The sequence below is a fragment of the Saccharopolyspora taberi genome (assembly GCF_039534165.1).
Classification (GTDB): domain Bacteria; phylum Actinomycetota; class Actinomycetes; order Mycobacteriales; family Pseudonocardiaceae; genus Saccharopolyspora_D; species Saccharopolyspora_D taberi.
In genome coordinates, this window is the sequence record NZ_BAAAUX010000003.1 from 74424 (window position 1) to 95742 (window position 21319).

The 21319-nt window shown below is 70.4% G+C and carries 22 protein-coding genes and 1 riboswitch; of the genes, 18 read left to right on the top strand and 4 right to left on the bottom strand.

All coding sequences use genetic code 11. The annotated features are described in order from the left end of the window. Window positions 1–15 precede the first annotated feature (15 nt). The 10 genes from ABD691_RS03030 to ABD691_RS03075 all read left to right on the top strand — a co-directional run bounded on the left by ABD691_RS03030 (window position 16) and on the right by ABD691_RS03075 (window position 9578). Window positions 16–1350 (top strand): glutamate-5-semialdehyde dehydrogenase, encoded by a 1335-nt coding sequence (locus ABD691_RS03030; protein WP_344677790.1) that lies wholly within the window; start codon window positions 16–18, stop codon window positions 1348–1350. A gap of 9 nt (window positions 1351–1359) precedes the next feature. Then, the gene (locus ABD691_RS03035; protein ID WP_344677791.1) at window positions 1360–1917 is read left to right on the top strand and encodes a TetR/AcrR family transcriptional regulator; all 558 of its coding nucleotides are present in this window, start codon (window positions 1360–1362) and stop codon (window positions 1915–1917) included. 93 nt (window positions 1918–2010) lie between these two features. Further along, complete coding sequence (locus ABD691_RS03040; RefSeq protein ID WP_344677792.1) at window positions 2011–3216, top strand: cytochrome P450; 1206 nt, start codon at window positions 2011–2013, stop codon at window positions 3214–3216. Between the two features lie 66 nt (window positions 3217–3282). Further along, a complete protein-coding gene (locus ABD691_RS03045; RefSeq protein ID WP_344677794.1) occupies window positions 3283–3504 on the top strand; it encodes a ferredoxin in 222 nt (73 codons plus the stop codon). A 64-nt stretch (window positions 3505–3568) separates the two neighbouring features. Beyond that, window positions 3569–4198 (top strand): nicotinate-nucleotide adenylyltransferase, encoded by a 630-nt coding sequence (nadD, locus tag ABD691_RS03050; RefSeq protein ID WP_344677795.1) that lies wholly within the window; start codon window positions 3569–3571, stop codon window positions 4196–4198. Between the two features lie 126 nt (window positions 4199–4324). After that, complete coding sequence (rsfS, locus tag ABD691_RS03055; RefSeq protein WP_344677796.1) at window positions 4325–4726, top strand: ribosome silencing factor; 402 nt, start codon at window positions 4325–4327, stop codon at window positions 4724–4726. After that, window positions 4723–5337: a histidine phosphatase family protein gene (locus tag ABD691_RS03060; protein ID WP_344677798.1), complete on the top strand. Its 615-nt coding sequence runs from the start codon at window positions 4723–4725 to the stop codon at window positions 5335–5337. Before rsfS ends, ABD691_RS03060 begins: the two co-directional genes overlap by 4 nt. A gap of 40 nt (window positions 5338–5377) precedes the next feature. Continuing rightward, window positions 5378–6235, top strand: a complete 858-nt coding sequence (locus ABD691_RS03065) for a DegV family protein (protein ID WP_344677799.1) — start codon at window positions 5378–5380, stop codon at window positions 6233–6235. Window positions 6236–6411: 176 nt separating this feature from the next. Next, on the top strand, window positions 6412–7206 hold the full coding sequence (locus ABD691_RS03070) for a ComEA family DNA-binding protein (protein ID WP_344677800.1): 795 nt from the start codon (window positions 6412–6414) through the stop codon (window positions 7204–7206). Continuing rightward, window positions 7203–9578 carry a ComEC/Rec2 family competence protein gene (locus ABD691_RS03075; protein ID WP_344677801.1) on the top strand — a complete coding sequence of 792 codons (2376 nt, stop codon included), beginning with the start codon at window positions 7203–7205 and terminating at the stop codon, window positions 9576–9578. Before ABD691_RS03070 ends, ABD691_RS03075 begins: the two co-directional genes overlap by 4 nt. A 140-nt stretch (window positions 9579–9718) precedes the next feature. Here the strand turns inward: ABD691_RS03075 and thrC are convergent, their stop codons facing one another. Next, window positions 9719–10987 (bottom strand): threonine synthase, encoded by a 1269-nt coding sequence (thrC, locus tag ABD691_RS03080; protein ID WP_344677802.1) that lies wholly within the window; start codon window positions 10985–10987, stop codon window positions 9719–9721. 12 nt (window positions 10988–10999) lie between these two features. After that, window positions 11000–11129, bottom strand: a riboswitch (SAM riboswitch). 96 nt (window positions 11130–11225) lie between these two features. Between thrC and holA the strand changes: the two genes are divergently transcribed. Further along, entirely contained in the window at window positions 11226–12209 is a 984-nt protein-coding gene (gene holA / locus ABD691_RS03085) for a DNA polymerase III subunit delta (protein WP_344677803.1), read from the top strand. Between the two features lie 60 nt (window positions 12210–12269). On the opposite strand, the gene rpsT is transcribed toward holA, so the two are convergent. Next, window positions 12270–12530: a 30S ribosomal protein S20 gene (rpsT, locus tag ABD691_RS03090; RefSeq protein WP_344677804.1), complete on the bottom strand. Its 261-nt coding sequence runs from the start codon at window positions 12528–12530 to the stop codon at window positions 12270–12272. Between the two features lie 215 nt (window positions 12531–12745). Between rpsT and ABD691_RS03095 the strand changes: the two genes are divergently transcribed. The 4 genes from ABD691_RS03095 to ABD691_RS03110 all read left to right on the top strand — a co-directional run bounded on the left by ABD691_RS03095 (window position 12746) and on the right by ABD691_RS03110 (window position 15519). Continuing rightward, window positions 12746–13552, top strand: a complete 807-nt coding sequence (locus tag ABD691_RS03095; protein WP_344677805.1) for a sulfite exporter TauE/SafE family protein — start codon at window positions 12746–12748, stop codon at window positions 13550–13552. Between the two features lie 209 nt (window positions 13553–13761). Beyond that, window positions 13762–13965 (top strand): cold-shock protein, encoded by a 204-nt coding sequence (locus tag ABD691_RS03100; protein WP_344677806.1) that lies wholly within the window; start codon window positions 13762–13764, stop codon window positions 13963–13965. A 282-nt stretch (window positions 13966–14247) separates the two neighbouring features. Then, window positions 14248–15111, top strand: coding sequence for an EamA family transporter (locus tag ABD691_RS03105; RefSeq protein WP_344677807.1), 864 nt, complete (start codon window positions 14248–14250; stop codon window positions 15109–15111). A 27-nt stretch (window positions 15112–15138) separates the two neighbouring features. Continuing rightward, window positions 15139–15519: a VOC family protein gene (locus ABD691_RS03110; protein WP_344677808.1), complete on the top strand. Its 381-nt coding sequence runs from the start codon at window positions 15139–15141 to the stop codon at window positions 15517–15519. Here ABD691_RS03110 and ABD691_RS03115 read toward each other — a convergent pair whose 3' ends face one another. Continuing rightward, complete coding sequence (locus ABD691_RS03115) at window positions 15520–16122, bottom strand: class I SAM-dependent methyltransferase (protein WP_344677809.1); 603 nt, start codon at window positions 16120–16122, stop codon at window positions 15520–15522. A 138-nt stretch (window positions 16123–16260) separates the two neighbouring features. On the opposite strand from ABD691_RS03115, the gene lepA reads away from it, so the two are divergent. Together lepA and ABD691_RS03125 are read left to right on the top strand one after the other, a co-directional pair. Then, the gene (gene lepA, locus ABD691_RS03120) at window positions 16261–18111 is read left to right on the top strand and encodes a translation elongation factor 4 (protein ID WP_344677810.1); all 1851 of its coding nucleotides are present in this window, start codon (window positions 16261–16263) and stop codon (window positions 18109–18111) included. Between the two features lie 42 nt (window positions 18112–18153). Then, window positions 18154–18351 carry a Uma2 family endonuclease gene (locus tag ABD691_RS03125; RefSeq protein WP_344677811.1) on the top strand — a complete coding sequence of 66 codons (198 nt, stop codon included), beginning with the start codon at window positions 18154–18156 and terminating at the stop codon, window positions 18349–18351. A gap of 33 nt (window positions 18352–18384) precedes the next feature. Here the strand turns inward: ABD691_RS03125 and ABD691_RS03130 are convergent, their stop codons facing one another. Next, window positions 18385–19851, bottom strand: a complete 1467-nt coding sequence (locus ABD691_RS03130; RefSeq protein WP_344677812.1) for a helix-turn-helix domain-containing protein — start codon at window positions 19849–19851, stop codon at window positions 18385–18387. Between the two features lie 119 nt (window positions 19852–19970). On the opposite strand from ABD691_RS03130, the gene aceA reads away from it, so the two are divergent. Next, window positions 19971–21278, top strand: a complete 1308-nt coding sequence (aceA, locus tag ABD691_RS03135; protein WP_344677813.1) for an isocitrate lyase — start codon at window positions 19971–19973, stop codon at window positions 21276–21278. The last annotated feature ends 41 nt before the right edge of the window (window positions 21279–21319 follow it).

Sequence of the window (21319 nt, forward strand, 5' to 3'; positions counted from 1 at the left end):
GACTAGTCTGGACGCGTGACCACGAGCACGCAGAACCCCACTAAGGCCCAGGGTGACGAGCTGCGGGAGCAGGTCCTCGCCGCCGCGCGGCGCGCGCGGGAGGCAGCCGCCGAGCTGGCGCTGGCGACCCGCGACGCGAAGGACGCGCTACTGCACGCGATGGCTGACGCGCTGGTCCGGCGTGCTCCAGAGATCCTGGCGGCGAACGAGCGCGACGTCGCCGCCGCGCGTGAGTCGGGGATGGCCGAGGGACTGGTCGACCGGCTGAGCCTGAGCACCGACCGGATCGCCGCGATGGCCGACGGCCTGCGCACGGTGGCCGGGCTGCCGGACCCGGTCGGCGAGGTCGTCCGCGGCCAGGTGCTGCCCAACGGCCTCCAGCTCCAGCAGGTCCGGGTGCCGCTGGGCGTGGTCGGCATCGTCTACGAAGGCCGCCCGAACGTGACCGCCGACGCGGCGGGCCTGACGCTGAAGTCCGGAAACGCGGTGCTGCTGCGCGGTTCGTCGTCGGCGGAGAACTCCAACGCGGTCCTGGTGTCGATCCTGTCGGACGTCGTCGCCGAACACGGCCTGCCCGCCGACGCGGTGCAGCTGCTGCCGTGCCACGACCGCGCCTCGGTCAAGCACCTGATCACCGCGCGCGGGCTCGTCGACGTCGTGATCCCGCGCGGTGGTGCCGGGCTCATCTCGGCGGTGGTCGAGCAGGCGACCGTGCCCGCGATCGAGACCGGCGTCGGCAACTGCCACGTCTACGTCGACGCGCAGGCCGACGCGGACACCGCGTTGCGCATCCTGCTCAACTCCAAGGCGCGGCGGGTCAGCGTCTGCAACGCGGCCGAGAACCTGTTGGTGCACGCGGACATCGCCGACGAGTTCCTGCCGAAGGCGCTGGCGGAACTGAACTCCGCGGGCGTGACGGTGCACGGTGACGAGCGCGTCGTCGCGGTCGGCGGGCCGAACGTGGTGCCCGCGACGGAAGAGGACTGGGACACCGAGTACCTCTCGGCAGACATCGCGGTCGCGGTCGTGGAGTCGCTGCCCGCCGCGGTCGAGCACATCCGCACCCACGGCTCCGGCCACACCGAGGCGATCGTGACCAACGACGTCCGGGCCGCGCGTCGGTTCACCGCGCAGGTCGACGCCGCGGCGGTCATGGTCAACGCCTCGACGGCGTTCACCGACGGCGGGGAGTTCGGCATGGGCGCCGAGATCGGGATCTCCACGCAGAAGCTGCACGCCCGCGGCCCGATGGGGCTGCCGGAGCTGACCTCGACCAAGTGGCTGGCGTTCGGCGACGGTCACGTGCGCGGCGCCGGTGCGCCGGCTCCGACCTCGTGCCCGAACGCCTGAGGTAGCGGTGTGCCTGACAACCCGCGCCGGAAGCACGACTCCGCGGCGAGCAAGGAGGCGCTGCTGCGCGCGGCGGCCGAGCTGTTCGCCGAGCGCGGGTTCGAGCAGACCACGGTCCGCGAGGTAGCCGCCCGCGCCGGGGTGAACCAGGCCCTGCTGTTCCGCTACTTCGGCTCCAAGCAGGAGCTCTTCGCCGAGGTGCTCGGCATCGGCTCCGACAGCGTGCTGGAGGAATCCCCGGCCGACCTGCCCAGGCGGCTGGTCACCGAGGTCCTTTCGTTGCGGCAGACCGGAGGCGACCACCCGTTCGCGGTCATGCTCCGGTCGTTCAACGACGAGCGGGCCGCGCGGTTGCTGCGCGAGCGGGTCGGTGAGCGCTACATCGCGAAGCTGTGCGAGCTGACCGACGCGCCGGACGCGGAGTTGCGCGCGGGCTTGGTCCTGGCGTGCGTCCTCGGCCTCGGGCTCTCGCGTTCGGTGCTGCACAACGAAGCGCTCGCGGCGGCCGACCCCGAGGCCATTTCCGCGCACATGATGCGGGTGGTCGCGGCTCTCATGGAGGGCTGACCGCGTGCTTGGGCTATCGGTGTAATCGTCCGTGCGCCGAGAGCGTTCGCGGGAGTAGGTTGTAAGCACTCGCTTACATCACAGGGAGCCCGCATGCCGACGACAGCGCCGAGGCAGTACCCGTTCAGCGACGCGGACCGGTTGAACCTGGATCCCTTCTACGCCGAACTCCGGCGGCAGGAACCGGTCTCCCGGGTCCAGCTGCCCTATGGGGAGGCTGCCTGGCTGGTCACCAGGTACGAGGACGCGAAGGTGGTGCTCGCGGACCCGCGGTTCAGCCGCGCAGCGGTGCTCGACCGCGACGAACCGCGGATGAGTCCGTCCGTGCCGCCCCCGGGGATCCTGTCGATGGACCCGCCGGACCACACCCGGCTGCGCAGGCTCGTCGCCAAGGCGTTCACCCACCGCCGGGTCGAGCGGTTACGGCCGCGCGTCCAGGAGATCGCCGACGGCCTGGTCGACCGGATGATCGCCACCGGCGCGCCCGTCGACCTCGTCGAGGAGTTCGCCCTGCCGCTGCCGATCACGGTGATCTGCGAACTGCTCGGCGTGCCCTACGCGGACCGCGCCGACTTCCGCAGGTGGTCCGACGCGTTCCTGTCGACCACGAAGCTGACGCCCGACGAGGTCAGCGACTACATGGCCCGGATGCACGCCTACATGGCCGGGCTGGTCGAGACGCACCGGGCCGCTCCGGCCGACGACCTCATCTCCGCGCTGATCGAGGCCCGCGACGACCACGACAGGCTCTCCGAGGACGAGATGATCCGCCTCGCGATGGGAATCCTGGTCGCCGGGCACGAGACCACCGCCTCGCAGATCCCGAACTTCGCTTACGTGCTGTTCACCCACCCCGACCAGCTCGCGGCCCTGCGGGCGGACCTGGACAACGTGCCTGGCGCGGTCGAGGAGCTGATGCGGTTCGTCCCGCTGGGCGTCGGCGCCGCCTTCGCCCGCTACGCGCTCGAAGACGTCGAGCTGGGTGACGTGACGGTCCGAGCGGGCGAACCGGTGGTGGTCAACGGGGCCTCGGCCAACCGGGACGAGTCGGTCTTCGACAGCCCCGAAGAGCTCGACCTGGGCCGGGCGGGCGGTGGCCACCTGGGGTTCGGGCACGGCCCGCACCACTGCCTCGGCGCTCAGCTCGCGCGGCTGGAACTGCAGGTCGCCCTGCGCACGCTGCTGGAGCGGCTGCCCGGCCTGCGGTTCGCGGGCGGTCCCGACGACGTGGTGTGGAAGCAGGGCATGCTCGTGCGCGGTCCGTCCCTGCTGGAGGTCACCTGGGACCGGGATGAGTGAACGAGTGTCGCGGAGGCCTGCCGTGCGGGAGGATCTCGGCGGGCAGCGCTACCGGAGGGCAGCAGCATGGCGTGGTTGATCGATGTGGACTCCGACACCTGCATCGGGTCGGGCATGTGCGTCGGAACGGCTCCCGACCACTTCGAGCTGGTCGACGGCTTCGCCTGCCCGCGCAAAGCCGAGATCGAGCAGGCCGACGAGGTGATCGACGCGGCCGAGTCCTGCCCGGTCGAGGCGATCAGCGTGCGCGAGGCGGCGACCGGCGAACTGCTCGCGCCGGAGGAGTGATCGCGGCCACGATCGCGACCCGACCCGCGCGGACCCGGACGCGGACCTCGTAGGCTGTCCAACCATGTCTCGTCGGCGCCGGATCGGTGTCATGGGTGGCACCTTCGACCCCATTCATCACGGGCACCTGGTGGCCGCCAGTGAGGTGCAGGCCCAGTTCGGGCTGGAGCAGGTCGTCTTCGTGCCCACCGGGCAGCCGTGGCAGAAGACGCACGAGGTGGTCAGCCCGGCCGAGGACCGCTACCTGATGACGGTGGTGGCCACCGCCTCCAACCCGCGCTTCCAGGTCAGCAGGGTCGACATCGACCGCGCCGGCCCCACCTACACCGCCGACACCCTCAACGACCTGCGCCGGATCTACCCGGACGCCGAGCTGTACTTCATCACCGGTGCCGACGCGCTGGAGCAGATCCTTTCCTGGCACCGGGTGGAGGAGCTGTTCGAGCTCGCGCACTTCATCGGCGTCACCCGCCCCGGCTACCAGCTCGCGGGCGAGCACCTCCCGAAGGGCGCGGTGTCGCTGGTCGAGATCCCCGCCATGGCGATCTCGTCCACCGGGTGCCGCCAGCGGGTCCGGGCAGGTCTGCCGGTCTGGTACCTGGTGCCCGACGGGATCGTCCAGTACATCACCAAGCGCGGCCTGTACCGCGAGGACCAGGAGCCGGAATGGGGGCCGGGGTCCTCGGACGACTGACCCGCGGCGGCGAGATGCGTCACGCGGAGTCGTTCGCCGAGGTGAGGACCTGCCCTCCCGGGTGTTGCGGATGGCTATCCTCTACCCGGCGTGGGTCGCACCCGGTGCCCACCCGAGAGGAGTGACGTGGCAGCCACTGAAGACGCCCGCAGGCTGGCCCTGGTAGCGGCGCAGGCAGCGGCGGACAAGAAGGCCACCGACGTGGTCCTGCTGGATGTCTCCGAGCAGCTTGTCATCACCGACTGCTTCATGATCGCCTCCGCCGACAACGAGCGGCAGGTCGAGGCGATCGTGGACGCGGTCGAGGAGAAGATGCGCGCGGCGGGCACCAAGCCCGTCCGCCGGGAGGGCGCCCGCGAGGGGCGCTGGGTCCTGCTCGACTTCGTCGACGTCGTGGTGCACGTCCAGCACGCCGACGAGCGCGCCTTCTACGGCCTGGAGCGGCTGTGGAAGGACTGCCCCCGCATCGAGTTCACCGACCGCGACGCGCCGTCGGAGCCGGCGGCCGACGAGAGCGGTTCGGAGTGACGCTGGACCGGCTCCTGCTCTGGCGGCACGGCGAGACCGAGTACAACGCGTCGGGGCGGCTCCAGGGCCACCTCGACACCGCGCTGACCGAGACCGGCCGGACCCAGGCCGCGGCGGCAGCCCCGGTGGTCGCCGGGTTCCAGCCGGAGGTCGTGCTCAGCTCGGACCTGAACCGGGCCAGGTCGACGGCGGCGGCGTTCACCGAGGTCAGCGGCATGGAGCCGCGGCTGGACAAGCGGCTGCGCGAGACGCACCTGGGGGAGTGGCAGGGCCTGAGCGGAGCCGAGGTCGAGCACGGCTGGCCGGGCGCGATGAGCACCTGGCGGGCCACCCCGACCTGGGCTCCGCCGGGCGGCGAGTCCCGCGTCGAGGTCGCCGAGCGCGCCTCCGAAGTCGTCGACGAACTCGACCTCACCCACAGCGGCACCGCGCTGCTGTGCGCCCACGGCGGGCTGATCACCGGGCTGACCGCGAAGCTGCTGGGCCTCCCGCTGGAGTTGTGGCCGGGTCTGGGCGGCATCGCCAACTGCCACTGGGTGTTCCTCGCCCGCCGCAGCAGCAACGACCACCGCTGGCGCCTGGTCACGTACAACGGCGGCGTCCCAGGATGACCCTCCGGGCGTGCGCCGCGCCTGCGATTAGGGTTGGCGCGTGTCCATCGCAGTCGTCACCGACTCCACGGCCTACTTGCCGGAAGGCTTCGCCGAGCGCTACGGGGTCCGCAGTGTCGGCCTGCACGTCAGCGTGGACGGCGCAGCCGCGGTCGGTGAGGCGGACTTCGGCCCAGGGGAGCTGGCTCGCGCCTTCGACCGCAAGCACCGGGTGACGACCTCGGGAGCGACACCCGCGGAGCTGGCGAGGGCGTACCGGGCGGCGTTGGACGGCGGCGCGGAAGGCGTGGTCTCGATCCACCTGTCGCGACGCCTCTCGGGAACGTGGGACGCCGCCCGGCTCGCGGCCCGCGACGTCGATCCGCAGCGGGTGCGCGTGGTCGACTCCAGATCCACCGCGATGGGCCTGGGTTTCTCGGTGCTGGCGGCTGCGGCGACCGCGGAGACGGGAGCGGATCTTTCCGCTGTGGAAAGCAAAGCCGCGCTGACGGCCGAGCGCACCACCACCCTGTTCTCCGTGCAGACGCTGGAATATCTGCGCCGTGGCGGGCGGATCGGCACGGCCACGGCCGTTCTTGGCACCGCGCTGGCGATAAAGCCGCTGCTGCACGTCCACGAAGGCCGGATCGACGCCCTGGAGAAGGTCCGCACGACGTCCCGCGCGATGACCCGGCTGCTGGAGGTCTCGCTGCGAGCGGCGGGTTCGGGCCCGGTCGCGATCGCGGTGCACCACCTGGCCGCGCCCGAGCGGGCGGAGCAACTCGGCGCACGGCTTCGGGACCGCCTCCCGCACGCGGAGTGCGTCGTGTCCGAAGTCGGTGCCGTGATCGGCGCGCACATCGGGCCCGGAGCAGTGGGCGTGGTCGTCCTCCCAGGCGGCTGGAAGCCCTCGAACTGACACGCCCGGTCTGGCACCCGGGCGCGTGACCGACTCGCCCTGCAGCCTCGAACCGACACGTCCGGACGGCTCGCTTCGCTGGTTCCGGTGAGGAGTTATCCACAGGGACCTGGTTTGTCCACAGGTTCGGATTTTGGGTCTGTGCGGGGGTTTTCCGGCGCTCTACCGTCGGATTCATGTCGATCTTCTCACTTTTCCGCGCAACGTCCGACCCGGCAGACGAACCGACCGGCCCGCAGCAGCGGCTGGATTCGCTGCGAATGAGCGCGAGCCGGGACTCCGCCGAGGAACGTGCGGGGCCGGGCTACTCGGTGTCGCCGCCGACCCGCCGCAAACCGATGCACCGCATGGCGCGCCGCTGGCTGCCGCCATCGTGGCTGGAGTCCAGAGTGGACCCCGGTCGTGCCGGGCTGATCGCGCTCAGCGTGGCTGCCCTGGTGCTGCTCGGCGTCGTCGGCCTCACCGCATGGACCTCGCGGCCCGAGGCCGAACCCGTGCCGCAACCACCGGTCGCACCACCGGTCCTGTCGCCCACCTCCAGCTCCCCACCCGCGGAACTGGTGGTGAGCGTGGTCGGACGCGTCTCCCGGCCAGGGCTGGTCACGGTCCGCCCAGGCGACCGCGTCGCCGATGCGCTGGAGCAGGCCGGTGGAACCGAACCGGATGTCGACATCACCGCGCTCAACCTGGCGCGACGTCTCGCCGACGGGGAGCAGCTTTACGTCGGCGTGCCCGTGCCACCTGGCCAGCCCGGGAACTCGTCCGCAGGCCCGGCGGACAAAAGGCTCGATCTCAACACAGCGACAGAGGAGCAGCTCGATGAACTACCAGGCGTCGGCGAAGTCACGGCACAGCGAATCGTGCAGTGGCGCACGGAAAACGGCCGCTTCAACTCGGTGGACCAGCTCCGGGAGGTGGGTGGGATCGGTGACACGCGGTTCTCCCGGCTCCGCGACTTGGTCCGGACGTGAACAGCACCGCGGCGGACTCCCCGCAGCGGCGTCTCCTCGACCTGCGACTGGTCCCGGCAGCGCTGTCGGTGTGGGCGACGACCTTGGTCGGTCTGTACGCGGGGTGGCTGCCGACCGCGATCGTGGCCGCCGCAGTGGTGCTGCTGACCCCGGTGGTGGCGTTGGCCGGCCGATCGAGCCGGTGGGTTCGAGGAGTCCTCGCGGTCCTGATCCTCACCGGTGTCGCGGCTGCCGGGGTGTCCCTCCGCATGCACCAGATCGAGCGGCACCCCCTGCGGAGTGCGTCCGAACACGGCGAGCGCGCCACGGTTCAAGCGGTCATCGAAGACTCGCCGACCCCTGTGCAGGGCGCGTCCTACGGGGACCGGCGAGCGCAGGACAGAGCGTTCGTCCGTGCCAAGCTCCGGGTCGCCGAGGTCTCGAAGCACCGCATGCGCACGGGCGGATCGGTGGTGCTGCTGGTCCCCGCGCAGGGCTGGCAGGAGCTGGACGCCGGCCAGGAGGTCACCGCTCGCGGCAAGCTTGCGCCCCCGCGGCCGGGCGAGACGACGGTCGCGGTGTTTCGAGTCTTCGGACCTCCGGAAGCGGTGGCCGCCGCACCGGAATGGCAACGGCTTGCCGAGGACTTGCGCGACGGTCTCCGACGCGCGTCGAACGACGTACTCGACCCGGCCGCAGCGGGACTGCTGCCTGGGCTCGTCGTCGGCGACACCGATGCCCTCCCGCCCGAAGTCATGCAGAACTTCAACGACGCCGGACTTTCACACCTGGTCGCGGTATCAGGCGCGAACCTGGCGATCGTGTGCGGTGCGGTTCTCCTGCTGCTGCACGCGTTGGGCCTGGGACCGGTCCTGTCAGCGATCGGTGGCGGGCTCGCGATGGTCGGCTTCGTCGTGCTCGCGGGCCCGGAGCCGAGCGTCCTGCGCGCGGCGGTGATGGGAACCATCGCCCTGCTCGCGCTGATCCTCGGCCGGGAGCGTTCCGCGCTACCGGCGCTGGCCGCCAGCGTGATCGTCCTGCTGCTGGTCGCACCCGAGCTGGCGAGCACGGTCGGCTTCGCATTGTCGGTGGCGGCGACTGCGGGCCTGGTGCTGCTCGCCCCGCTGTGGTCGGCGGCGTTGCACGCCAGGGGAGTCCCGGTGGGCATCGCCGAGGCGGTGGCGGTTCCGGCGGCGGCCCACCTGACAACGGCACCTCTGGTCGCGGCGATCTCCGGCGAGGTCAGCGCGGTCGCGGTGGTCGCCAACCTGCTGGCCGGGCCGGTCATCGCACCCGCGACCGTGCTGGGAGTGGTGGCGACGATCTGCGCACCGCTGTCGTCGTGGCTGGCGGATGCGGCTGTGTGGCTCGCGGGACCGGAACTCCGGTGGACCATCGCGGTGGCCGAACACGCCGCGGCGGTGCCCGGTGCGGTGTTCGCGTGGCCATCGGGCAGCGCTGGTGGTCTGCTGCTGGCGGGCGTGGCTCTGGCGGTGCTGGTTCTCCTGCGCCACAAGAGAATTCGCTGGACCGCAGCTGCGCTGGTGCTGGTCGTCGGAGTGGTGCTGGTTCCGGTCCGGGTGCTCGATCCTGCCTGGCCCGCGAGGGGCTGGAGCATGATCGCCTGCGACGTGGGTCAGGGCGACGGGCTGGTGCTCGCGACCGGCCGCCCCTCCGAAGCGGTGGTGGTCGACACCGGGCCGGACCCGACGCTGAGCGCGGAATGCCTGCGGCGACTGGGAATCCGGCGCGTGCCGCTGCTGGTTCTGACCCACCTGCACGCCGATCACGTGAGTGGCCTCCGTGCCGTTCTCGTGCACAGCGCGGTCGGTGCGGTCGCGATGGGCGGCCTGCGCGAGCCCGCGTGGGCGATGACCGACATCCTCCGCGACACGCGGAGCCTCGGTGTTCCGGTCATCGAGCTCGCGGCCGGCCAGCAGGCGCGGTGGCCCGCGCTGGTTCTGGATGTCCTTGGACCGCGCGGAGAACTGGCCCGAACACGCTCGGCCGACGACGCCAACGACGCGTCGATCGTGCTGCGCGCGACCACCCCGGCCGGCCGGATCCTGCTCACCGGTGACATCGAGCTGTCCGGGCAGTCCCAGCTGCTCGGCTCGGGAACGGATCTCCGCGCCGACGTGCTCAAGATCCCGCACCACGGCTCGCGCTACACGACACCGCGCTTCCTGGCAGCGGTGCGCCCCCGGCTCGCGTTGATCAGCGTCGGCGCGGGCAACAGCTACGGACACCCGAGCCCGCTGATCCTCAGCGCGCTTGCCCAGACGGGTGCGGCGGTCGCACGCACCGACGAGAAAGGAGACATAGCCGTACTGCCGGGGCCGAACGGTCCACGGCTCGTGACCCGTGGGGATCCGCTCCGCCCCAAGCGATAGCAACTCGCTCTGCTCAGAACATCAAGCAGGAGGCCAACATGTCACCAAGATGAACGCGCTGTTGCGGCCCGGACGACGAAGGGCCCGGACCGCAACAGCATCGCTTCGCGACTCCCGGCGCATTACCGGGAACCAGGTCGTCAGAGGCCGAGCGCCGCGTTGACCGCGTCGGTGCTCGGAGCGACGGTCGCCTTCGGGCCGACCCGGTCCTGCACCGCGTCGAGCGTCTTCAGGCCGTCACCCGTGATCAGCAGGACCGTCTCCTGATCGGGGTCGATCTTGCCGGCCTCGATGAGCTTCTTCGCCGTCGCGACGGTCACGCCGCCCGCGGTCTCGGCGAAGATGCCTTCGGTGCGGGCCAGCAGCTGGATGCCTTCGATGACCTCTTCGTCGGTGACGTCCTCGATCGCACCGCCGGTGCGGCGCACGACGTCGAGCACGTACGGGCCGTCGGCCGGGGCGCCGATCGCCAGCGACCGCGCGATGGTGTCCGGGCGGACCGGCTGCACCACGTCGTGGTCCTGCTTGAACGCGCTCGCGACCGGGGAGCAGCCGGTGGCCTGCGCGCCGAAGATGCGGACCGGGCTCTCCTCGACGAGACCGACCTGGGCCAGCTCGCGGAAGCCCTTGTCGACCTTGGTCAGCTGGGAGCCGGAGGCGATCGGGACCACGATCTGCTCCGGGATCCGCCAGCCGAGCTGTTCGGCGACCTCGAAGGCCAGCGTCTTGGAGCCCTCCGAGTAGTACGGCCGGACGTTGACGTTGACGAACGCCCAGTCCTCGTGCTCGGCGGCCAGCTCGGTGGCGAGCCGGTTGACGTCGTCGTAGTTGCCGTCCACCGCGAGCAGCGAGCCGTCGTAGACGGCGCTCATCAGGATCTTGGCGCGCTCGAGCGTGGACGGGACCAGGACCACCGAGTCCCAGCCCGCGCGGGCCGCGGCAGCGGCGACGGCGTTGGCGAGGTTGCCGGTGGAGGGGCAGGCGAGGACCTTGAAGCCGAACTCGCGGGCGGCGGCCAGGGCCACCGCGACCACGCGGTCCTTGAACGAGTGGGTGGGGTTGCCGGTGTCGTCCTTGACCCAGATCCGCTTGACGCCGAGCGCCTTGGCGAGCCGGTCAGCACGCACCAGCCGGGTACAGCCCGGTTCGGTGTTCGGGTGCTCCTCCACATTGGACGGAACCGGGAGCAGCTGCTTGTACCGCCAGATCGACCGCGGCCCGGCTTCGATGTCCTCGCGGCGGATGCGGCCGAAGTCGTAGGCGACCTCAAGCGGGGAGAAGTCCTCGAGGGAGACGAACTCCGGAGCCAGCGGCTGCCGGTGACCCTCTTCCTTGGACACCAGTTCGACGGCGTTGCCGAGATCGAAGGTCTTCTTCGCGCCGGTCTGGACATGGGCGGCAGCGGTCATCGCGAGGTCCTTTCCTCATCTGTCCCGCGGACGGGTCGGAATTGGCACCTTTTTCGTCGGCGGCCTCGCGCTTCGCACACGATTCGCCGAGATGGTTGCCGGGGCTTCAACGGGCCGTTCCCTCTACCCCTCTGGATGAGCTATTCGGTTGTGGCGGTGACGTTACGGGACCGCGTCAGCATCTGGCCAGGGCGATCCAGCATCCGGGACGGTCGGCGGGGCGTGGGACGATCCCCCTATGAGCGCACCGGCAGTGGTCCCCGACTCGCTGTACCTCATCCTCGGCGAGGAAGAACTGCTGGTCGACCGAGCTTTGTGGGCCGCGGTGGGAGCGGCCAGGGCGGCCGATCCGGAGACCGAGCTGCGCCGGGTGAAGGTGAGCGAACTCACCCCTCCCGAGCTCGACGAAATGCTCAGTCCGTCGTTGTTCGCAGAGGTCCGCGTGGTCGCTCTGGAGGGGGCGCAGGAGGCGGGCAAGGAGATCGCCGAGGCGGTCCTGGCGCATGCCCGCCAGCCGGCCGAGGGAGTCATCCTCGTGGTCGTCCACTCCGGTGGCGGCCGGGGGAAGAACGCCAAGGAACTGCCCAACGCGCTCCGCAAGCTCGGAGCCAGGGTGACCGAGTGCAACAAGATCACCAAGTCCGCGGAGCGGGAGTCCTTCGTCCGCGACGAGGTGCGGCGCGCCGGTGGCAAGATCGATCCGGCCGGGGTGAGCGCGCTGATCGAGACCGTCGGTTCCGACCTCCGGGAGCTGTCGTCGGCTGCCTCGCAGCTGGTGGCCGACACCGGCGGCAAGGTCGATGACGCCGCGGTCCGGCGATACCACCGGGGCCGGGCCGAGGTGACCGGTTTCGCCGTCGCCGAGAAGGCGGTCACCGGCGACCGGACGGGCGCGCTCGAAGCTCTCCGCTGGGCGCTGCAGCTCGGGGTGCCGCACGTGCTGATCGCCGACGCGCTCGCCGACTCGGTCCGCACCATCGGGCGGGTGGCGTCGGTCGGCCGCAGCGACCCGTTCCGGCTGGCGGGGGAGCTGGGCATGCCCGCGTGGAAGGTCAAGAAGGCGCTGGCCCAGTCGCGCGGCTGGAACAGCGCGAGCCTCGCGGAGGCGCTGCGGACCGTCGCCGAGGTCAACGCCGGTGTGAAGGGGATCGCCGCCGACGCCGACTACGCGCTGGAGCGCGCGGTCCTGCGGCTGGTCGAGCTCCGTTCGAACCGGTCCTGAACAACCGAAGGGCCCCTCCTCCCGGCAGGAGAAGGGGCCCTTCGGAAAGCCCGACCAGGCTCAGAGCTGGTTGGCGCGCTTGGCCAGCGCCGACTTCTTGTTGGCGGCCTGGTTGGCGTGGATGACGCCCTTGCTCGCGGCCTTGTCCAGCGCGCGGCCGGCGGCCCGCTGCAGCTCGACGGCCTTGTCCTTGTCGCCGGCGTCAGCGGCCTCGCGGAACTTGCGGATCGCGGTCTTCAGCGAGGACTTCACGGCCTTGTTGCGCTGCCGGTTCTGCTCGTTGGTCTTGATCCGCTTCATCTGGGACTTGATGTTGGCCACTGGTACGCCTCTTTCTCGTCTACGTGATCAGCTGTGCCGCGCTGTAGTGGCGCTGCCGGGGCAGCTTTCCTCCTGGGCGGAATGCCGCACGGCACGGTCGACCATCTTAACAGCGGGCCGGTGGCCGCCCGGTCGCGGTGGCGGTGGCGCCGTGCCCTGCGAGGGCGCTCACATTCGGCGCTTCCGGCGATGATCGCGCCATAGGCTCGGACCTCGTGCTCACCGCGTTGGACTGGCCCGGATTCGCAGACCTCTCCCTCGCGGGGCTCCTCTTCCTCTGCGCGGCCGCGTTCCTCGCGGGCGCGGTCGACGCGATCGTCGGCGGGGGCGGGCTGATCCAGCTCCCGGCGATGCTGCTGCTGGTCCCCGGCGGCGAGGTGATCTACTCGCTGGCCACCAGCAAGGTCGCGGCGGTCGCGGGCACGACCGCGGCGGCCCGGACCTACGCCCGGACGACCCCGATCGACTGGCGCAGCGCGCTGCCGATGGCCCTGGTCGCGCTGCTCGGTTCGCTGGGCGGCGCGGTGTTCGCCGACCTGCTCCCGTCCGGCGTGCTCAACATCGTCGTGCTCGTCGCGCTCGTGCTGGTGGGCATCTACACCTGGCGCAAGCCCGAGCTCGGCACCGACCACCAGCCTCGGTACGGCAGGCGCGGGCAGATCGCGCTGATGATCGCCGGCGGCGCGGTGATCGGGTTCTGGGACGGCATCGCCGGACCGGGCACCGGCTCGTTCCTGGTGTTCCTGCTGGTCGGGATGATCGGCTACGCCTTCGTCACCGCCTCGGCCACCGCGAAGGTGGTCAACGTCGCGACCAACGTCGGCGCCCTGGCGTTCTTCATCCCCGCGGGCAAGATCCTCTGGGGACTCGCCCTGGCCATGGCCGCCAGCAACATGGCGGGCAGCGTGGTGGGGGCGACCCTGGCGGCGCGGCGCGGGTCGGGGTTCGTGCGCCGGGTGTTCCTCACCGTCGTGGTGGGCCTGGTGGTCAGCCTGGGCTGGAAGCTGGCGCTGGGCGGGTAGCCCGAAAAATCTCCGAGGCGGGGGAATGCGGGGGCCCGGGGTGTGGTTGGATATGGGTGGCCGAGTTTTGTGTTCGTGTTAGACACGCTCGCGAAAGTTGCGGGCGCGAATCTGTCCTCCTGCAAGCTGGAGAAGTTCGCCGTCTGGAATAGGCCCCGGCAGCAGCACGGTGCGGCTGCCGGTACCCGGCATCTGTTGAGGAGACAGACATGGCACAGGGCACTGTGAAGTGGTTCAACTCGGAGAAGGGCTTCGGCTTCATCGCCCCGGACGGTGGCGGCGCTGACGTCTTCGTCCACTACTCGGCGATCGACGGCAACGGCTTCCGGACCCTCGAGGAGAACCAGACCGTCACCTTCGAGATCACCCAGGGCCAGAAGGGCCCGCAGGCCACCGGCGTGCGCGTGGTCTGAGGCCGCTGAGGCTTCGAACGAGCCCCCGTCCGCCCCGGACGGGGGCTCGTTCGCGTCCGGTGATCGAAATCGCAGGCGCGCGGTGCGGGGCCGCGGGGTACGGTCGTGCACGGTTGTGCCTAGGGTTCCGCTCCCGCTCCGCCGCGCATCCCACAACCAGGAGCGGTGAGGACCGGTCCGAGCGGCACTGATGAGCACTGCGGGACGTGCTCACACATCTGACGGGACAAAAGCCTGGAGGAACCTCGATGTCGCGCGCCCGCGCGGCACGGAAAGGGTTCCGTGGGCATCGTCGCCGTCCTGCTCGTCATCGCCGCCGCTTTCGCGCACGCGGGCTGGAACTTCTTCGCCAAGCGCGCTGGCACTGCCGGGCCCGGGTTCGTGTGGCTCGGCGCCGCCTGCTCGACCACCCTCTACCTGCCGGTCGCGGCGGTCTCCGCGCTGTGGACCGGCTTGCCGGAGTGGGACATCGGCCTGCTCGCCGTGTTCGTCACCGCTGTGCTGCATCTCGGGTACTTCGTGTTCCTCCAGCGCGGCTACGCCGTCGGGGACATGTCGGTGGTGTACCCGCTGGCCAGGGGCACCGGGCCGATGCTGTCGATGGTCATCGCGATCCTGGTGCTGGGCGAGCGGCCCGGCGTGCTTGGCGTCGCCGGAGGGCTGCTGGTCGTGCTCGGGGTGTTCGTCATCGGGTTCTCGGACGGCGTGCCCCGCTCGGCGGCGAGCTTCGCCGGGATCGGGTTCGGGTTGCTCACCGGTTCCCTGATCGCCCTCTACACCGTCTGGGACGCCTACGCGGTGACCGCGCTCGCGCTGTCACCGCTGGTGTTCGACTGGGCGAACAACGCCATGCGGACGTTCCTGCTCGCGCCTTACGCCGTGCGGCAGCGCGGGCGGATCGCCGGCATCTGGCGGGACCACCGGACAGAGGTGCTGGCGGTTGCGGTGCTGTCGCCGCTGGCTTACATCCTGGTGCTGTTCGCGATGCGGATCGCGCCGGTCAGCATGGTCGCGCCCGCCCGCGAGCTGAGCATCGTGCTCGCCGGGCTGCTGGCGTGGCGAGTCCTCGGCGAGGCCCAGGCCGGACGCCGTCTGGGTGGTGCTGCCGTCGTGCTGGCCGGAGTCGTGCTGCTCGGCGTTGCGTGAACGCGGTGAGCGGGTATCAACGGGTGCATGGAGATCCTCAGCGGCCGGATGATCGTGCGTCCGGTGGACCCCGACAGGTCACTGCACTTCTACCGCGACGTCCTCGGGCTGGCCATCTACCGCGAGTTCCCCGGCGGCACCGTGTTCTTTGTCGGGCAGGGCTTCCTGGAGCTGTCCGGCAGTGCCGACCACGACTCCGGACGGAACCAGGCGCTCTGGTTGCAGGTGCGGGACGTGCGGGCCGAGTTCTCCCGGCTGCGCGGGCTCGGGGTCACCGTGCGGGCCGAGCCGGAGGTCAAGCCCTGGGGACTGCACGAGGCGTGGCTGGCCGATCCGGACGGGATGCCGATCGTGCTGGTCGAGATCCCCGCCGACCACCCGCTGCGGGTCGACGTGCGCGAGCCCTGATCACACCGTCGCCCGCCGCGCCCGCACCTGCGCCTGCGGCGTCATCCCGCGCGCCCGCGGTTGCCAGGCCCACGTCTGCACGTCGTCGAACCCGGCGTCCCGGACGTCGGCGTCCAGCCCGGCCCTCCCGCCGGGCAGCCACCGCTCGTGGGTCGAGAGCAGGAACAGCCCGCCGGGGCGCAGCAGCCGGTGCAGTTCCGCCAGGGCGGCCGGGCGGTCCGGCCACAGCTGCGCGTTGTTCACCGAGATCACCACGTCGAAGTCCGAGTCCGGGAGCCCGGTCCGCTCGGCGGTGCCGTCCCGAAGTTCCACCTTCCCGGCCTTGACCAGCGCGGCGCACCGGTCGGCCGCGTCCTGCCGCATCCGCTCCGACGGTTCGATCCCGACGGTCCACGCCGCCTGCTCACCCGCCGCGCGCAGGCCGATGCCGGGACCGGGGCCGATGACCGCGACCCGTTCGGTGCCGCGCAGCTTCGCGAGCCGCACCACCTGGAGTTCGGTCTCGGCGTTGGCGCGGGCCATCAGCATCCCGCCGACGTGGCCGAGCAGACCGCGCGGATGTCCGAAGGCGAGGTCGAGGGCGCGGGATCGCAAGCCGTTCATACGACCAGCACAACACCGGTCCCAGCAGGTCGGCATCGGGGAAGACCCGGAGTTGGGCACCGGGCACGCGCGACGCCGTGGGACCATGGGGTGAATCCACCCGAGCTTCCCGCACGGACCACCCCCAAGGATTACTGAGTGAGCAGCTTCGCCGACACCACCTTCACGCCCCCGGAGCGCATCCGGAACTTCTGCATCATCGCCCACATCGACCACGGCAAGTCGACGCTGGCGGACCGGATGCTGCAGCTCACCGGGGTGCTCGAAGAGCGCGACTACCGGGCCCAGTACCTGGACCGGATGGACATCGAGCGGGAGCGCGGCATCACGATCAAGGCGCAGAACGTGCGCCTGCCGTGGGTGGTCGACGGCACCGAGCACGTGCTGCACATGATCGACACCCCCGGGCACGTCGACTTCACCTACGAGGTCAGCCGCTCGCTGGCCGCCTGCGAGGGCGCGATCCTGCTGGTCGACGCCGCGCAGGGCATCGAGGCCCAGACGCTGGCGAACCTGTACCTGGCGATGGAGCACGACCTGCAGATCGTGCCGGTGCTCAACAAGATCGACCTGCCCGCGGCCGAGCCGGAGAAGTACGCCGCCGAGCTGGCGCACATCATCGGCTGCGAGCCCTCGGACGTGCTGCGGGTGTCGGCCAAGACCGGTGAGGGCGTCGGCGACGTGCTCGACGAGGTGGTCAAGCAGGTGCCGCCGCCGGAGGGCGTGGACGACGCCCCGCCCCGGGCGATGATCTTCGACTCGGTCTACGACACCTACCGCGGCGTGGTCACCTACATCCGGGTGGTGGACGGGCGGATCACGCCCCGGCAGCGGATCCGGATGATGTCCACCGGCGCGACCCACGAGCTGCTGGAGGTCGGGATCATCTCGCCCGACCAGAAGCCGTCGAAGGGCCTCGGCGTCGGCGAGGTCGGCTACCTGATCACCGGTGTGAAGGACGTCCGCCAGTCCAAGGTCGGCGACACCGTCACCTCGGAGAAGGGCGGCGCGGCCGAGCCGCTGAGCGGCTACCGCGACCCGAAGCCGATGGTGTACTCGGGCCTGTACCCGATGGACGGCACCGACTACCCGCTGCTGCGGGAGGCGCTGGACAAGCTCCAGCTCAACGACGCCGCGCTGACCTACGAGCCGGAGACCTCCGGAGCGCTGGGCTTCGGGTTCCGCTGCGGCTTCCTCGGCCTGCTGCACCTGGAGATCACCCGCGACCGGCTGGAACGCGAGTTCAACCTCAGCCTGATCTCCACCGCCCCGAACGTCGTGTACCACGTGCGGATGGAGGACGGTTCGGAGCTGGAGGTCACCAACCCGTCCGACTGGCCGGAGGGCAAGATCGGCGACGTCCACGAGCCGGTCGCCAAGTGCACGATCATCGCGCCGTCGGAGTTCGTCGGCACGATCATGGAGCTGTGCCAGAGCAGGCGCGGTCAGCTGTCGGGCATGGACTACCTGTCGGAGAGCCGGGTCGAGCTGCGCTACACGCTGCCGCTGGCCGAGATCGTGTTCGACTTCTTCGACCAGCTCAAGTCCCGGACCCGCGGCTACGCGTCGATGGACTACGAGGAGGCGGGCACCCAGAGCTCGAACCTGGTCAAGGTCGACATCCTGCTCCAGGGCGAGCCGGTGGACGCCTTCAGCGCGATCGTGCACCGCGACGCGGCCTACGCCTACGGCACGAAGATGGCCACCAAGCTGCGCGAGCTCATCCCGCGCCAGCAGTTCGAGGTGCCGATCCAGGCGGCGATCGGTTCGCGGATCATCGCCCGCGAGACGATCCGCGCGATCCGCAAGGACGTGCTCGCCAAGTGCTACGGCGGTGACATCAGCCGGAAGCGCAAGCTGCTGGAGAAGCAGAAGGAGGGCAAGAAGCGGATGAAGACCATCGGCCGGGTCGAGGTCCCGCAGGAAGCCTTCGTCGCCGCGCTGTCCACCGACGAGGGCAAGGACGACAAGGCCAAGGGCAAGAAGTAGCGCTCGGTGTTCGCGCGATAACTCTCCGTCGGTGCTCTCTGGTTGGCTTTCCGTCAGCTCGGAGTGCCGAGCTACTGGGTGATCGACCCCCTCGTGCCACGTCTGACGGCGTTCGAGCTCAACGACGAAGACGAGTACGAGCTGATCGCCAAGGCGAGCGGCCCCGAGGTGTTCGAGGCGCAGCGGCCGTTCCCGGTGTCCGTGGTTCCGGCTGAACTGCTGCCGCGCAAGCGACCTTGACCGGTTGAACCGGCAGCCGTGGTGGCTGCCGGTTCACACCTGGTGGGACTCCAGGAACGAGTACACGTCCGCCTCGTCGACGCCGGGGAAGGTGTCCGACGGCAGCGCGGCCAGGACGTGCGAGTGCGCCCGGGCCGACGGCCACACCATGCCCTGCCAGCGGCTGGCCAGCTCGGCGGGCGGGCGCTGGCAGCACTCGCCGTTGGGGCACATCGACTTCGAGTGGTTGGTGGTGTCGCGGCCGCGGAACCAGCGGGACTCGGTGTAGGGGACGCCGAGGGTGATCGCGAAGTCCCGGCCGCGGCTGGGGTCGACGTGGGCGACGCACCAGTGCGTGGCGCCCGGCTTGTCGGTGTACTGGTAGTACGTCGAGTAGCGGTCCTGGGAGGCGAAGACCTGCCTGCCCGCCCAGTAGCGGCACATCCGCTGGCCCTCGATCGCGCCCGCCGGGTCGCTGGGGAAGACCAGGCCGTCGTTCTCGTACGCCTTGTAGATGATGCCGGTCTCGTCGTTGCGGACGAAGTGGCAGACCAGCCCCAGGTACTCGGTGGCCAGGTTGGTGAACCGGTGCGCGGCCATCTCGTAGGACACCGAGAACACGTCGCGCAGGTCCTCGACCGCCAGGTCGCGCTCCTGCTTGGCCTGCTGGAGGAAGCTGACCGCCGCGCGCTCCGGCACCAGCACCGCGGCGGCGAAGTAGTTCGCCTCCACCCGCTGGCGCAGGAAGTCGGCGAAGTCGCGGGGCTGGCTGTGCCCGAGGGTCAGGTGGCCGAGGGTCTGCAGCAGGATCGTGCGCGGGCTGTGCATGCCCAGCGACTCCCGGCGCAGGAAGATCCGGTGGTGGCGCAGGTCGGTCACCGACCGCACCGAGCGCGGCAGGTCGTTGACGAACCGCAGGCCGTAGCCGAGGTGGGTGGCGATCGACTGGATCACGCCCTCGGACAGCGCGCCGCCGGTGTAGCCGACCTTGTCCAGGATCTCGGCGGCGGCCTTCTCGATCTCGGGGAAGTAGTTCCCGTGCTCGCGCATGGTGCGGCGCAGCTCGGCGTTGGCCTTGCGCGCCTCCTCCGGGGTGGCGACCTGCTTGGTCTCCCGGCGCTTGAGCTCCTCGTAGAGGGCGAGCACGTGCTCCAGCGCCTCGGTCGGCACCCGCTTGCCGACCTTCAGCGGCGGCAGCGTCAGCCGCTGGTACAGCGGGTCGAGCTGGGCCTGCTCCACCGCGATCTCCAGCTCGGCGCGGCGGTTCGGCGGTTTTTTCGACAGGAGTTCGTCGACCGTGCTGCCCAGGGCCTCGGCCAGGGCGCGCAGCAGCGACAGCTTCGGCTCGCGGTGCCCGTTCTCCAGCAGCGACAGCTGCGACGGCGCCCGTCCGACCCGTTCGCCCAGCTCAACCAGGGTGAGCCCGGCGGCCCGGCGGAGGTGCCGCAACCGCTGACCGAACACCAGAAGGTCCTGGTCGGTAGAAAAATTACGGTCTTCTTCGGTGATGAACTCCGGCATGGCGTTGATGCTAACAGAAAAATCGAGAAAATTACTACGGAATTCCTGTCGTCTTTCGGTTGTGCGCCGCCAAGACTGAGTTCATCACGCCGCGAGAGCCTCCCTGAAAGGTGAACACCATGAGCTCCATCCGCGAGAGGGCGACCAAGGCCGCTGAGGAACTGCAGCGCGAGTGGGACACCAACCCCCGTTGGAAGGGCATCGAGCGCACCCACTCCGCCAGTGACGTCATCCGCCTCCGCGGGTCCGTGCAGGAAGAGCACACCCTGGCCCGCCAGGGCTCGGAGCGGCTGTGGAACCTGCTGCACGAGAACGACTACATCAACTCGCTGGGTGCGCTGACCGGCAACCAGGCGGTCCAGCAGATCCGCGCCGGCCTCAAGGCCATCTACCTGTCCGGCTGGCAGGTCGCCGCCGACGCCAACCTGGCGGGCGAGACCTACCCGGACCAGAGCCTCTACCCGGCCAACTCGGTCCCGGCCGTGGTCCGCCGCATCAACAACGCGCTCAAGCGCGCCGACCAGATCAACTGGTCCGAGGCGCTGGACCCGGAGGCGGGCGAGCCGGAGAACATCCACTGGCTGGCCCCGATCGTGGCCGACGCCGAGGCGGGCTTCGGCGGCACGCTCAACGCCTACGAGCTGATGAAGGGCATGATCGCCGCCGGTGCGGCCGGTGTGCACTGGGAGGACCAGCTGGCCTCCGAGAAGAAGTGCGGTCACCTGGGCGGCAAGGTGCTCATCCCGACCAGCCAGCACGTCAAGACGCTCAACGCGGCCCGGCTCGCCGCCGACGTCGCCGGCGTGCCCTCGCTCGTGGTCGCCCGCACCGACGCGCAGGCCGCGACGCTGCTGACCAGCGACATCGACGAGCGCGACCAGCAGTTCGTCACCGGTGAGCGCACCTCGGAGGGCTTCTACAAGGTCCGCAACGGCATCGAGCCCTGCATCACCCGCGGCCTGGCCTACGCCCCGCACGCGGACCTGATCTGGATGGAGACCTCGAAGCCGGACCTGGAGGTCGCCAAGCAGTTCGCCGAGGCGATCAAGGACAAGTACCCGGAGCAGATGCTGGCCTACAACTGCTCGCCGTCGTTCAACTGGAAGAAGAACCTGGACGACAGCACCATCGCCAAGTTCCAGCGCGAGCTCGGCCACATGGGCTACAAGTTCCAGTTCATCACGCTGGCCGGCTTCCACTCGCTGAACTACGGCATGTTCGACCTGGCCAAGGGCTACGCGCAGGACGGCATGACCTCCTACGTGGACCTGCAGGAGCGCGAGTTCGCCGCGGAGAAGGACGGCTACACCGCGACCCGCCACCAGCGCGAGGCCGGTACCGGCTACTTCGACCTGATCAGCACCGCGATCAGCCCGGACTCGTCGACCACCGCGCTGGCCGGCTCCACCGAGGCCGCGCAGTTCTAAAGCGGGTAGGACCGTGGGCCGCCCGTTCCTGCGCGGGCGGC